The sequence below is a fragment of the Kordiimonas laminariae genome (genome assembly GCF_023008165.1).
Taxonomy (GTDB): Bacteria; Pseudomonadota; Alphaproteobacteria; order Sphingomonadales; family Kordiimonadaceae; genus Kordiimonas; species Kordiimonas laminariae.
Window position 1 is genome coordinate 49,646 of the sequence record NZ_JAKQZA010000001.1, and the last position, 12,715, is coordinate 62,360.

The following is a 12,715-nucleotide window of genomic DNA, read 5'->3' on the forward strand; positions in this document are numbered from 1 at the left end:
TTATCCCCCTCCCCAAATGGGGACTGTAGAACTCTGCCATTGGTGGCAAACTTCAATCAAGTTCGGAATGAACCACGATTGGAGAGCACGATGAAAGGTATCGTTTTTACAGAATTTCTAAGCATGGTGGATGAAGTATTTTCTCCGCTTGTAACCGAAGAAATTATCCTTGCGTGCGATCTGAAAACAGGCGGTGCCTATACATCCGTTGGCACATACGATTACAAAGAACTAATCGCGCTTGTAGTTGCTCTCAGTAAACGTACAGAAACACCTGTACCGCAACTGGTGAAAGCATTTGGCGAATATCTTTTCTTTGCGCTTGAGAAAAACTTCCCTGAGCATATCGATACTAATCAGGATATTTTCTCCTTTTTGGAAAGCATCGAGGATTACATCCATATTGAAGTTAAAAAGCTCTACCCTGATGCGCAGCTTCCAACTATCGCCTGTGAACAACCGCAGGATGGCACACTGTTGTTTGACTATAAATCCCGATGTCCTTTTGCAGATTTAGCTGAAGGTTTGATCACAGCATGTGCCGAACATTTCAAAATCGCTGTTTCCATCACCCGTGAGAAAGTATGTGAAACAGGCACCAGCGCCACCTTCATGATCCAGAAAATGGCATAGGAGGCACCGATGGATATCCAAATATTAGAAAGCAGAATTGCCAGAGAAAAAGCCGCGAGGATACAGGCTGAAAGCTTGCTTGAGCAAAAGAGTTATGAACTTTACCAAACCAATAAAGAGCTATCCCAAACAGCATATAACCTGCAGGAACAAAGCCAGCAAATTGAAACCATTTTAGAACATACCATTGCGGCTATTTTCATGGTTGATCAGCACGGTATCATTATCCGTGCCAACGAACACAGCCGTAAACTGTTTGGAACGGAAGGTGCAACAACGGGCCATCCTTTAGCTCCGCTTTTTGAAGGAGATCACAGAGCCACAGTTGAATACCTAACCCAGAAGGGCGGCGAAAGTGATGAACTATTCGACCTTCATGGACTTAAAACAGACGGCACACCATTTCCTATTGAAGCTGCTGTTTCAAAAATTGAAGTTGCTGACGGCTTTAAAACCGTTTGGATTTGCCGTGACCTAAGCAGCCGCATGAAAGCAGAGAAACGCCGCCGTAAACTTGAACAGGAATTAAGCCAAGCCCAAAAGATGGAAGCGCTTGGTACGCTTGCCAGCGGCATTGCCCACGAGATCAACACCCCTATTCAGTTTGTACGTGACAATATCCATTTCTTGCAGGATAGCTTCGAGGATCTTGAAAGCCTTATTTCTGAGTACCGCAAGGCGATCAATTCCCTCGAGGCCCCCAATAAAGCTGAAATTCTCGAAAAGCTGAAAGATGCTGAAGAAGATGCTGATCTTCAGTTTCTTCAGGAAGAACTACCTTCTTGTGGCGAACAGTCCCTCGAAGGCATGGAACGTATCGGTACTATTGTTTCTGCTATCAAAGAATTTTCCCATCCCGGGCAAAGTGCTACTGCGGATATCGACTTAAACAAAGCGATTGAAACCACCGCTACTGTTACTCACAACCAGTGGAAATATGTAGCAGACCTTAATCTGGACCTTGATCCAAACCTACCCCATATCAAAGGTAACGCCGGTGATATTAATCAGGTGATGTTGAACCTTATCGTAAACGCCGCACACGCTATTGAAGAACAAAAACAATCGTCTTCCGGTGCTATCAACATATCAACCCGTTCAAGTGCTTCTGCGGTTCATCTTGAAATCACTGATACGGGCTGCGGCATTCCGGAAAAATATCTTGAACGTATCTATGATCCGTTCTTCACAACCAAAGAAGTTGGGAAAGGAACAGGCCAAGGCCTTGCGATCACTTATAAAATCATCACTCAGCGTATGGGCGGCAGTATTGAAGTAGAGACCGAAGCCGGTATTGGTACTTGTTTCAAAATCACTCTGCCCCTTCATGCTCAATAGATAGGAGGCCAGCGATGAAACCAAGCATCTTATTTGTTGATGATGAACGCGATGTTCTAAGGGGGCTTCGTAGAGCTCTAAGAGGCAAGCGCAAGGACTGGGATATGAGATTTGTGGAAAGCGCACAAGAAGCCATGATCGCTATGTCAGAAACGCCAGCAAACATTATTGTTTCCGATATGCGCATGCCAGATGTGGATGGTGCCGGATTAATGGAAAGCCTTGCTGAAAACTGGCCGTTCACTTGCCGTTTTATTCTTTCCGGGCAAGCCGCAGATCATGCTGTTATTAAAGCGGTTGGTATCACCCACCAGTTCCTTGCGAAGCCGTTTGACAGCCAGAAACTAATTGAACTACTTGAGGAACAAATTCCTCTTTTCGAAACAGAACAATCTTCGCGGCCACTTGCCATTGAAGCTTTACCAACACCGGATAGCACCGCTGAGAAAATTAACCGGATCTTTGAGCAGCCAGATTTTGATGCTAACGAACTGGCCGAAATAATTGGTGATGATCTGGCATTATCTGCCAAGCTGCTGCAGCTTTCAAATTCGGCCTATTTTGGTAACGGGCATACAACCTTGCTTCCTGGCGATGCTGTCAGAACACTGGGTAGAGAGGTTCTGACAACCCTTAAAGACCAAACTCGTTTTATGGAGCCAGCAAGTGCTACCTGCCCTAACTACAAAGAATTAAACGACCTTCTTCATATGGCCGGGGAATATGCCCGTATGGCTGATGCATACTGCCATAACTTTCCGGAGCATGAGTTAGACCCAGCTCTCCTCAGGCAGCTTGCCAAATTCCTCCCTTTGGGCAGAGTTTTAGGCATTACATCAGGTGCCAAATCTTATCTGGATGAAACCCTCTGTATCAACTTCGCAAATCTGTGGGGATTTCCACAGGAAATCGTTTCGGGATTAAAGGAAATCTGGACCAACAATATCTCAACTGATGAGGCGGCGGTAGCTGCCGCCATTGGGCAGTTCTTCCAACACGAAGGTGTACCAGCCGGCCAACAAAATGCAGCAATCGCGCAGTTTATTGAACGTCTTCAAAACCTGTCTATTCAAGAGGAGAAAGCAGCATGACTAAAAAAATACTTTTTGTTGATGATAGCCTACAACTTCTCTCTGCAATCAGACGTCGGCTTAGAAAGGAAATCAACCTTTCCACAGCAGCCAGCGGCCAGGAAGCGCTCGACCTTCTTAAAGAAGAGGGACCCTTTGCTGTTCTTGTAACAGATCAAAATATGCCAGGAATGAACGGTTTAGAGCTCCTGAAGGCAGCTAAAGAAATCGCGCCGGACATGCAGCGTATTATGATGACAGGCCAAGCGGATGAAGAAACATCCCAACAGGCTGTAAATGATGGACATGTTTTTAAAATACTTTCAAAACCATGCTCACCAGAAAATGTACTCACCGCTGTTCGCAGCGCGCTAAAAAGATTTGAAAGCAAGGTTAATGAACGTACTTCAGCAGAAGCAACCTTGCTTGAGGGCCTTACTCTTATGAGTGAAGTTATCGCCTTTAAAAGTGGCAGCAACGCTGGTGCTGTTCCATACACCCGAGCATGGGCAAAGCAACTTGCCCCATACATCGAAGATATTAATCCGTTTGAACTTGAATGTGCTGTTATTCTATCTGGCCTTGGGAAGCTGTCTTTGCCCGAAGAATTGCAAAGCAAAATTGAAGCTTCAGAGCAACTCACAGATGAAGAATATCGTCTTGTTGAAAAAGCGACAAGTTCAGCCAACCATGTGCTTGATAAAACACCAATGTTCAATAATGTGGCAGATGCCATCCAGTATCAAAATAAGGGTTTTGATGGATCGGGTTGGCCTAATGATGATGTTTGGGGTAATTCAATCCCGAAAATGGCACGTATCCTCAAAATTCTGAATGATCTTAGTGCCCATGCAGTTGACGCAAATGGCAACTTTTCGCTCCATAAATCATTTGGTGAATTAAAACGAAATATCGGTGCATATGACCCTCAGCTGCTTGAACAGTTTGAACACATCCTCATTCATGAAAAGCACCAACAAGGAGAGCCTCAAGCTCATGCAGGAACGACAGTAGAAGTAACTGACCTTGTGGAAGATGATATTATCGAAGAGGATATCCGCACTAGATACGGCTCACTCGTTCTAACAGCAGGAACAGTATTAACCCCTCATCTGCTTGGTAAAATTAAACAAACCAATGACAATATTGGTCTAAACTCACCAATACAGATACTTAGACGAGGTGTTAAAGCAGCCGCATAAAACAAAATAATACCCTAAAGTATTGAGGTAACTCAGGATATGGAAACCAGCAAATATGAGTAATACATCATTTTGTCTTGCAAGTAAGAATGACTCGCATTATTAGTACCCCAGAATCGCTGCGACTACTGGAATGCAGCAACACCGAATTGACAACACTGGGGTACTTGTCGAATGAATATCTGGTTTCTATCTAGCTTTGGCCTATTTGCGGCGATGTTACCGTATGTGGCCAATGATCCCAAAATTCTGCCGCTCAAATTAAGTAAACGCTTTTATAAAGTTGCTGCAACAGCGCTTAATCTGGCAGCTTTATGGGGCTGGAAGCAGGCTTACGGCTGGGAGTTGGGCATCGTGATTTGGCTGGCGCTCTTTATGCTTGGCGGCACTGTGCTCGTCTTACTCTATCCGGTGAGGCCGAGGCTCGCAGCTGCGCTTTTCCCCATCTCAGCCCTTGTAAGCTGCAGTGCCCTTATAGTGAGAGCAGCATCATGACAGCAGGTAAAGCAATCAGTGCTCTAATCGGCGGCCTGCTCGTAGCAATCTTTGGCGGTGCTTTCCTAAATATTTATCTGCCCTACGATTTAGCGGCTGACCGTTTGATCATCGGTGCCATCCTCATGCCTGTCATCTGGTCGATTGCTGGCATCATGTTCTGCACCGTGAAATCAACACTCAAAGCCTGGGGATATGCCGGCTTGATTATTCTAATTACTGGCAGTGCAAATGCCTATGCCATTATGGGGGGAGCAGGCGCATGAGTGCTGATAAGAACAAACAACTACAGGCCAAAGCCGATAAACAGGCTGGCCGCAAACTAATGTATGAAGGTCATGCCTGGGCTGGTATCGGACTAGGACTTTTGATGTTCATCGTATGTTTCTCAGGTGTCGTAGCACTTTTCACTGATGAAGTTGGCTTGTGGGAAGATAAGCGGCTACGCCGTGCTTATAGTGGACCTGAGTTTTCTCTGGATAAAACTGTAAAAGCAGCCGATGCCATGTTTGAAGGCGACGCTAATTTTGTAGTAGCGGTACCACCGAACGAGTTTTATCCCCTCGCTCGCATTTTCCTGCGGGATGTTGATACTGGCCATAGCCAGAATTTCAATTTCGATCCCGAAACAAATGAAATGCTTCACACCAGTGACGATGGTGTTGGCCATTTTCTGGCTCATATGCACACAGATCTTCACCTTCCTAAACCTTGGGGCCGCTATCTTGTGGGCTTTATGGGTGTGGTTCTAATGTTTTCTATTATCACCGGGGTGATCATTCATAAGAAAATTTTGAAGGAACTATTCAGTTTCCGTGTAGGCCGCAGCTTACGTCTGATGATCACAGACAGCCACAAAGCCATGAGTGTTTGGGGGCTGATCTTCCATGCGATGATTGGCTTCACAGGGGCGCTTATTGGCTTGTCCGGCATTCTGTTACTGATCGCGGCTGGTGCTGCCTACAAAGGAGACACCGCAGCCGCACAAGCTGCCATCCTCGGTACACCACCGCAGCATGTAGGCGAAGCAACACCTATGACAAACCTGGATGAACTGCAAGCTAAAGCCACCCAGATGCAGCCCGGTACTGTTATGGAAACAGCCATTATTCAAAATTTCGGTGATAAAAACGCCTATATTGAATTCAATCTGGATATCCCGAATGTAACACGCGCAGCACTGGCACCACGTGGTTCTGTATCCTTTCATGCCGTAACAGGTGAATTCTTAAGCTCTAAGGATTGGCACGCCAGCGGTATCGGTATGCGTATCTATTATTCTATCGTGCCGCTCCACTATGCCACATACGGCGGTGTTGCCCTTAAGGTGCTTTACGCTCTTCTCGGCATATCTACCAGCATGCTTTCCATTTCTGGCATTCTGCTTTGGATGGAACGCCGTACTGGCCGCAAGGGTAATGAAGCAATGAATTCATACCGCTGGCTTTCTGCACTTTCAGTGGGCGTATGCGGCGGCATGGTATTGGCCACGGCATCTGCGTTTCTCGCCCAGCATATGGCCGTTGCTGCTGGTTACAGCGTTACAGAAACCATCGTTGGCAACACCTATTTTACCGTTTGGGTTCTAAGCATCATTTTCGCCTTTGGTTTGGGTAATGCTTACAAGTCTACCAAGCTTCTCTTGCAGGCTTCAGCCGCGGTATCAATTTTAGTACCCGTTGCAAACGGCGTGCTCACTAGTGATCATCTCTTTAAAACCCTGCTTGCGGGTGAATGGGCTGTAGCACTTGTTGATCTAACGATGCTCAGCGCTGGCGCTTTATTAATTTATTCTGCCTCGAAGATACCACTCGAACGCCCTGAAATGATCAGACACCGGAAGGTGGCCGCACAACCCGCGGAGTAATTCCCCACAAAAAACGCGATTGAAAGCCTCAAGGCAAACAGACTTTATAATTGCAAATAATAATTATTAACAATTTAGGTTCAGGAACCGAAACATGTTGAAAAATCTATATACCCGATCCAGCCTTTTAGCTGTAGCAGTTGCATTATCAAGCTCCCCCCTGCTTGCTGAAACAGAAGTTTCTTCGGAAGCAGACAAGCCTGTCGAAGAAATTGTTGTGATTGGCGAAAAACGCGCCAAATCACTTCAGGAAACAGTTTCCAGTGTTCGCGTTATTACGGCTGACACCATTGAAGTAGAAAACATTGATAATGTTTACGATGTGTTTGCGCGCACAGCTAACGTATCATCCGCAAACTCCAACAATGGTTTCAACATTCGTGGTGTTGATGCGTTCAGCGTTTCTGGTGGCGGTTCAAGCTACCTTGCAAGTGTATATGTGGATGGTGCAGCCCTTCCCCGCCGCGCTGTTGCAACAGGCCCGCTAACAGCTTGGGATGTTGCTCAGGTTGAAATTCTTCGTGGCCCACAATCAACCCTGCAAGGCCGCAATGCGTTGGCTGGTGCCGTTGTTATCCGCACACAAGATCCAACATACGAATGGGATACACACGGTCAAATTACATTTGGTAATGGCGGGCTTGAAGAATATGCGTTTGCCGGCGGCGGCCCGCTTATTGAAGATCAGGTTGCTTTCCGCATTGCTGTTGAAACAACAGAATTTGATGGTTTCATTGATAATATCACAACGGGTATTAAATCTGATTTCGATAATGATACAACGCTGCGTGCCAAACTTCTTATCGAGCCAGAAGGCCTAGAAGGTTTTAGAGCACTTTTTGTTGCGGCCTATAATGACCATGAAACTGGTCACGCCAACTCTATCGTCGATACACCAGACCGCTTTAATAACCGGTTGATTGATTATGATGCCCCAACACAAACCCGCAACGAAAACACTATTTTCACCGCAGAACTTTCATACGAACTGAACGATATTTGGAGCCTCACGTCCATCACGTCCTACAATGAAAACCGTTATTCGTTCCAGTGGGACTCCGATGCTTCAGCGCTACCGCTTGGTACGACATTCGACGATAACCCACAGGATACCTTCACACAGGAACTGCGTGTAAACTTTGAATATGACCGCCTGAAAGGTGTGTTCGGCGCCTATTATTTCAATGAAAGCGGTGATGAAGAATTTGGTGGCACGACCTTTCTGACACTCGAAAGCCTAGGCCTTCGTCAAATCCTTACTGCTCCACCCGCAGTTGGTGGTTTTGGCCTACCCGCTGCTTTGGTAGATGGTGTTTTATCGCTCTATGGGCCTGTTGATCCTGTCGTTGTGAATTACCTGACAAGAGCGCCGCAAGATATCAGCTCAATCGCTGGATTTGCTGATGTAACATATGATGTATCTGATAATTTCTCCATCTTTGGTGGCTTCCGTATTGATCATGAGAAACAGACAAACGAATATTCAAACAGCCCTCTGGTTACCAACCGTGCCCTCTTCCCTGATCCCACAAATCCAGCATTTGATCCGCTAACCGCGCAGATCGTTGCAGGGATTAACGGTGTTCTTGATGGGCAGGTAGCTTCAGCCTCTGCAACAGTGCCAAGAAATTCTGCAACATTTAACGCGTTCTTGCCAAAATTCGGGGCCACATACCGCTGGACAGACGATATTTCCACAAGCTTCACCGTACAGAAAGGTTACCGTTCTGGCGGCCTGAGCAACAACGTTGCACGCGCTACATCTGTACCGTTCGATCAGGAAAGCACCTGGAACTATGAACTTTCGTTCCGCTCTCAGTGGCTGGACCGCACACTTACAGTAAATGCCAATGCTTTCTATATTGATTGGTCGAACCAGCAGCTTGATGTTCAGCTTTCAGGAAATGATCTGGACAGGCAAACCGAAAATGCTGGTTCTTCACGCGTATTCGGTTTTGAACTGGAGTCTTTCTACCAACCAAACGAAAACCTTAGTTTTTATGCGACACTCGGCTTCTCTGATACCAAGTTCAAGGAATTCCTCGTTGTAACACCAACCGAAACTTACGATCTATCAGGCCGCCCGTTTGCGGATGCTCCTAAATGGACTGTAAGCACAGGCGCTACATACCGCGGTGACAACGGCTTTATTGCCAACCTCAATATGAACTACCGTAGCAGTGCAAAGGCTATTGTGAACCCAAGCCTGTTTGCAGGTCTTGATCCTGATGTTGATGCAGTAACACTTGTGAACACTCGTATCGGTTACGAAGGTGAAAACTTTGGTATCTTCGTATTCGCCAACAATCTGTTTGATGTGGACTATGTGAGCTCGCCAGACCTTCGGAACAACCGCGAAGTACTTGGTGATCCGCGTACATACGGTCTTCAAATTCAGTTTAAAATGTAAGGCAGCCGCAATAGAAAAACAAAAGGCACCGTATATGCGGTGCCTTTTTATTTGGTGCAGGTTACTCTCAATTAAAGAGCATCAATTTCTTCACTCAAACGGGAAGATTTATCGGTCGCGATGCGCTCAAGCACTCTAACTCGCTCTTCAAGCTCAGCAATTTTTCTGGAAGCTTCATCTCCCAGTTCATTCATTTTTGCTTTTGCCTGATCTGATTTCATTTGCACCCAGTTTTTGAAAGCCAAACTGCTCATTACAGTGACAACTATCAAAAACACCATAGTATATTGATTCATGGGTTGATCCTCGCTTCAATTGTAAACTTATGATTATTATTGCCTTCTGATATGGTCATCAGCAAGCTTGTTTGCAACATTGGCACATGCAAAAACCACAATTGCTTGCTAGACATTCTTCAAAAGCCCAATAAAATTAACCGCTGCAAACCGGGGAGTTAGCATGTTTTCAAAACACCTATCCATCGCAGCATCCATAGCATCTGTTCTAGCATTAAGCAGTTTTGAGGCTTTTGCCCAAACTGAACGTATTTTGCTGGAGAATTTCAGTTTTTATGAAGCATCATCAGAAAGCATGTTGATGGCTGATAACATGCTGATTGAGAACGGTATTATTAAATCTTTCAACTACACAGGTAAATGCGGCGGCTGTGAACGTATAGACCTTGAAGGAGGATACCTCATTCCTGGTCTTATTGATGCACACCAACATATCGCTGATGGCGGTTTTGCAAAAAGGAACCTGGATGAACGATTAGCTCTGTATCGCAGGAATTTATATTGGGGTATCACCACTACATTTGACCCGAATGTAAGGCGCGGTGTTATGCGCGCTCTGAAAGCAGCAGTGCGAGAGAGGCCAAACGATTATCCATCTTATTTTGCAGCCGGGCAAAGCATCACAGTTCCTGGAGGCTGGGGAGATAAGAAGGTCACAAGCTTCCCAGAGGTGCGCAACACCGTTAACCTGGCACTCGCGAGTGGCTCTGATGCTGTTAAAGTTAGCTTCGATGATAAAAGCTGGCTTTCAAGCAACCCTATGCAAAAATTCCCAGTAGAGTGGCTGGAACAAACAGCAGCTTATACTCACCGATTAAAGCGCAAGGTTTATGTGGCGGCGGCTAGAGCAGATGATGTGCAGGCAGCGCTGAATGTGGGTGTGGACGGCATTCTTCAAGGCACGGTCGACAAGCAGCTTTCTGATGCAACAATCAACACCCTGCGCGACAAACAGATTCCCTATATTTCGACCTTTGCTATGTTTGAAGCCATAGCAGACGTGCAAACTTCGGTTAAAGAACAACATGTTTTTGATCCGGATAATATTAACACCAATCTGCTTTACCAGAATATGGGTTCAGACCTTATGGTGACCAACTGGGAAGATTGGTGGGATAACTCACGGTATCTGAAAGCCAAACTGCCTGTCCTGCGGGCAAACACGCTTATGCTCGTAAACAAAGGGGCACTGGTTGGTATTGGCACTGATGCAGGAACACCCAGTGTAATTTTCGGGGCATCTTTGCCCTATGAAATGGAACTCCATGAACGCATTCAGATACCTCCTCTTAAAGTTCTGAAACTGGCTACCCTCAACAACGCTAAAATCATTGGCATTGATGAATACACAGGTTCTATCACTGAAGGAAAAGAAGCTGATCTGATATACCTTACAGATAACCCTGCAGATGGTATTCGAGCACTTAACAGTATGGTGTGGGTAATGCAGAATGGTGTGAAGCTATTCAGGCAAGGCATAGTCGACAATAAAGACAAGCCTTTACCGCCTAAAAGAGGTGTAAAACCCGCTGAATAAGGTAAACAGGCAGTAAATCAATTGTTACAATATTATCTACTCCTTTCTTCTTCAGCGAAAAACTGCCATAATAAAGATTGGGTGTAAGTTTGCGGAGGGGTCCGCGAGCTTAGATTAAGTTCATAGAAGATGGTGCTGAGACAATGGTAAACTCCATTAACACGAACGCCGGCAGCTTGCAGGGTGTTCAAAACTTGCAGAAAGCAAATAGCTCTCTTGCCAATACACAGGAAAGAGTAACAACAGGCCGTGATGTAAACGGCCCGCAGGATAATGCTGCGCTGCTTGCTATTTCCCAAATCCTTGAAAGCGATGTTAGCGGCCTGAATAGCGTACGCCAATCGCTTGACCGAGCTATTTCAACAACCGATGTTGCGCTCGCTGGCGCTGAAGAAGTGTCGAACACACTTCTTGAATTGCGCGAAACAGCGGTACGTGCATCAGACCCTGGTCTTGATGATGCAAGCCGCGATGCACTAAACCAACAGTTCAATGCGCTCCGTGACCAGATTTCCGGAATTGTTGAAAACTCAAGCTTTAACGGTACAAACGCTCTCCAGTCTGGTGGTGATGCCATTAGCGCAATTACCAGCCCTGACGGCGACAGCAGCGTTACGGTTAGCGCTCAGGATTTATCGCTGGGTGGCCCGAACGTAACACTTACTGATAGCCAAAGCATTGGAACTGCGTCAGACGCTCAAGCCGCTGTTGCAGCGATTGATGCAAGCATTGCAAATGTAACTGCGTCCTTATCAGAGCTAGGTGCAGCTTCACAGGAATTCACGGCGACCAGAGAATTTTCTCAGACGCTTGAGAATGTAACGCGAGAAGGCATTGGTAATCTTGTGGATGCCAACCTTGCTGAAGCAAGCGCTCAGCTAGCTGCTGATCAGGTTAGCCAAGCACTTGGTACACAGGCGCTTTCAATTGCAAATAGCCAACCTTCAAACATTGTAAGCTTGTTCCAAGAATAAGTAAGCTATATCTAAATTGAATAACGCAGCAACCTCTTGAGTTTGCTGCGTGTTTATTTACTATTTTCCTGCTCTATCAACGCTCTTGATGTAGAGCCGCCAAGTTTTGAAATCGATGGCAAATTCATGTTCCCCCAGAACATCCATTCCCAGAATCATGGCCGGTACATTCGAAGCACCTAACAAGACAAAAACTGGTATATCAGCTACATAAAGCTCTGCATTTCCTATTTCCAAATCCCCTAAAACAAGGTCAGGTACCAACATTTGTTTTGTTGAACGGGTTCCTGCAATGCGAGCTGATATCTCTTTTTCTTCTATGCCTGAACGAGCCATTGCTTCTGCGCCAGAGGTATTGATAACAGTATGTGAAGCGCCTGTATCTACGATCAGCGGCACCGTTACACCGCCAATTTCAATTTCAAGAGCAAGCGAGCCATATGCAACGGGACGTCCCTGTATATAGCTCCAACCATCTTCCTCACGGAAATCATCAGATGAATCTAATAGAACTGCCAGATCATCTTTTGGTTTCATCAACAATGTTTTTCCGGTGAGGACATCAACACCGATTAACCCCTTTGCCTGTGAGCCAATAACATCAGGTAGAGCAACAGTATCCTCAACCTGTAGCGTTTGCCCCAACGCGAACAAATCTCTCACATCAAAAACCTGAACCCGTCTATATCCTCTGGCTGTAACAATACTTCGGGATTTAAAGGGAACAGCTTGAATATCCATCAAAGCTGTCAGAGAGCGATAAATAACGCTTCGGCTGGCACCGGTATCTAGAATGAAAGGGAAAGGCCCTTCGCCGTTCACATGTACACCAACCATCAAGCGACCATAAGCATCTCGCTCAAGTTGATGCATTATTTCAGCGCCGTCTACAT

12 protein-coding genes are annotated in these 12,715 nt (G+C 45.9%); 10 read left to right on the forward strand and 2 right to left on the reverse strand.

The features are described 5' to 3' along the window. Nucleotides 1–90 precede the first annotated feature (90 nt). From MF542_RS00225 to MF542_RS00260, 8 genes are all read left to right on the forward strand, one after another. Entirely contained in the window at nt 91–633 is a 543-nt protein-coding gene (locus MF542_RS00225) for a heme NO-binding domain-containing protein (RefSeq protein ID WP_247014698.1), read from the forward strand. A gap of 9 nt (nt 634–642) precedes the next feature. Next, nucleotides 643–1,971: a PAS domain-containing sensor histidine kinase gene (locus MF542_RS00230; RefSeq protein ID WP_247014700.1), complete on the forward strand. Its 1,329-nt coding sequence runs from the start codon at nt 643–645 to the stop codon at nt 1,969–1,971. Nucleotides 1,972–1,985: 14 nt separating this feature from the next. Then, nucleotides 1,986–3,062 (forward strand): response regulator, encoded by a 1,077-nt coding sequence (locus MF542_RS00235; protein WP_247014702.1) that lies wholly within the window; start codon nt 1,986–1,988, stop codon nt 3,060–3,062. After that, on the forward strand, nt 3,059–4,243 hold the full coding sequence (locus MF542_RS00240; protein WP_247014704.1) for an HD domain-containing phosphohydrolase: 1,185 nt from the start codon (nt 3,059–3,061) through the stop codon (nt 4,241–4,243). Before MF542_RS00235 ends, MF542_RS00240 begins: the two co-directional genes overlap by 4 nt. Nucleotides 4,244–4,417: 174 nt before the next feature. Further along, nucleotides 4,418–4,738 carry a DUF3325 family protein gene (locus MF542_RS00245; RefSeq protein ID WP_247014706.1) on the forward strand — a complete coding sequence of 107 codons (321 nt, stop codon included), beginning with the start codon at nt 4,418–4,420 and terminating at the stop codon, nt 4,736–4,738. Continuing rightward, entirely contained in the window at nt 4,735–5,004 is a 270-nt protein-coding gene (locus MF542_RS00250; RefSeq protein WP_247014708.1) for a hypothetical protein, read from the forward strand. The genes MF542_RS00245 and MF542_RS00250 overlap by 4 nt, the downstream gene beginning before the upstream one ends. Continuing rightward, nucleotides 5,001–6,605: a PepSY-associated TM helix domain-containing protein gene (locus MF542_RS00255; protein WP_247014710.1), complete on the forward strand. Its 1,605-nt coding sequence runs from the start codon at nt 5,001–5,003 to the stop codon at nt 6,603–6,605. The genes MF542_RS00250 and MF542_RS00255 overlap by 4 nt, the downstream gene beginning before the upstream one ends. A gap of 94 nt (nt 6,606–6,699) precedes the next feature. Beyond that, entirely contained in the window at nt 6,700–9,015 is a 2,316-nt protein-coding gene (locus MF542_RS00260; RefSeq protein ID WP_247014712.1) for a TonB-dependent receptor, read from the forward strand. Nucleotides 9,016–9,086: 71 nt separating this feature from the next. Here MF542_RS00260 and MF542_RS00265 read toward each other — a convergent pair whose 3' ends face one another. Then, entirely contained in the window at nt 9,087–9,311 is a 225-nt protein-coding gene (locus MF542_RS00265; RefSeq protein ID WP_247014714.1) for a hypothetical protein, read from the reverse strand. 163 nt (nt 9,312–9,474) lie between these two features. On the opposite strand from MF542_RS00265, the gene MF542_RS00270 reads away from it, so the two are divergent. Together MF542_RS00270 and MF542_RS00275 are read left to right on the forward strand one after the other, a co-directional pair. Then, a complete protein-coding gene (locus MF542_RS00270; protein WP_247014716.1) occupies nt 9,475–10,848 on the forward strand; it encodes an amidohydrolase family protein in 1,374 nt (457 codons plus the stop codon). 143 nt (nt 10,849–10,991) lie between these two features. Continuing rightward, nucleotides 10,992–11,822, forward strand: coding sequence for a flagellin (locus MF542_RS00275; RefSeq protein WP_247014730.1), 831 nt, complete (start codon nt 10,992–10,994; stop codon nt 11,820–11,822). A 60-nt stretch (nt 11,823–11,882) separates the two neighbouring features. Here MF542_RS00275 and MF542_RS00280 read toward each other — a convergent pair whose 3' ends face one another. After that, complete coding sequence (locus MF542_RS00280; RefSeq protein ID WP_247014732.1) at nt 11,883–12,695, reverse strand: aspartyl protease family protein; 813 nt, start codon at nt 12,693–12,695, stop codon at nt 11,883–11,885. Between the last annotated feature and the right edge of the window lie 20 nt (nt 12,696–12,715).

Coding starts and splice junctions, on each gene's coding strand:
- MF542_RS00260 (WP_247014712.1), top strand. CDS start 6,700: ATGTTGAAAAATCTATATACCCGATCCAGCCTTTTAGCTGTAGCAGTT.
- MF542_RS00245 (WP_247014706.1), top strand. CDS start 4,418: ATGAATATCTGGTTTCTATCTAGCTTTGGCCTATTTGCGGCGATGTTA.
- MF542_RS00280 (WP_247014732.1), bottom strand. CDS start 12,695: ATGCATCAACTTGAGCGAGATGCTTATGGTCGCTTGATGGTTGGTGTA.
- MF542_RS00255 (WP_247014710.1), top strand. CDS start 5,001: ATGAGTGCTGATAAGAACAAACAACTACAGGCCAAAGCCGATAAACAG.
- MF542_RS00275 (WP_247014730.1), top strand. CDS start 10,992: ATGGTAAACTCCATTAACACGAACGCCGGCAGCTTGCAGGGTGTTCAA.
- MF542_RS00265 (WP_247014714.1), bottom strand. CDS start 9,311: ATGAATCAATATACTATGGTGTTTTTGATAGTTGTCACTGTAATGAGC.
- MF542_RS00225 (WP_247014698.1), top strand. CDS start 91: ATGAAAGGTATCGTTTTTACAGAATTTCTAAGCATGGTGGATGAAGTA.
- MF542_RS00270 (WP_247014716.1), top strand. CDS start 9,475: ATGTTTTCAAAACACCTATCCATCGCAGCATCCATAGCATCTGTTCTA.
- MF542_RS00230 (WP_247014700.1), top strand. CDS start 643: ATGGATATCCAAATATTAGAAAGCAGAATTGCCAGAGAAAAAGCCGCG.
- MF542_RS00235 (WP_247014702.1), top strand. CDS start 1,986: ATGAAACCAAGCATCTTATTTGTTGATGATGAACGCGATGTTCTAAGG.
- MF542_RS00240 (WP_247014704.1), top strand. CDS start 3,059: ATGACTAAAAAAATACTTTTTGTTGATGATAGCCTACAACTTCTCTCT.
- MF542_RS00250 (WP_247014708.1), top strand. CDS start 4,735: ATGACAGCAGGTAAAGCAATCAGTGCTCTAATCGGCGGCCTGCTCGTA.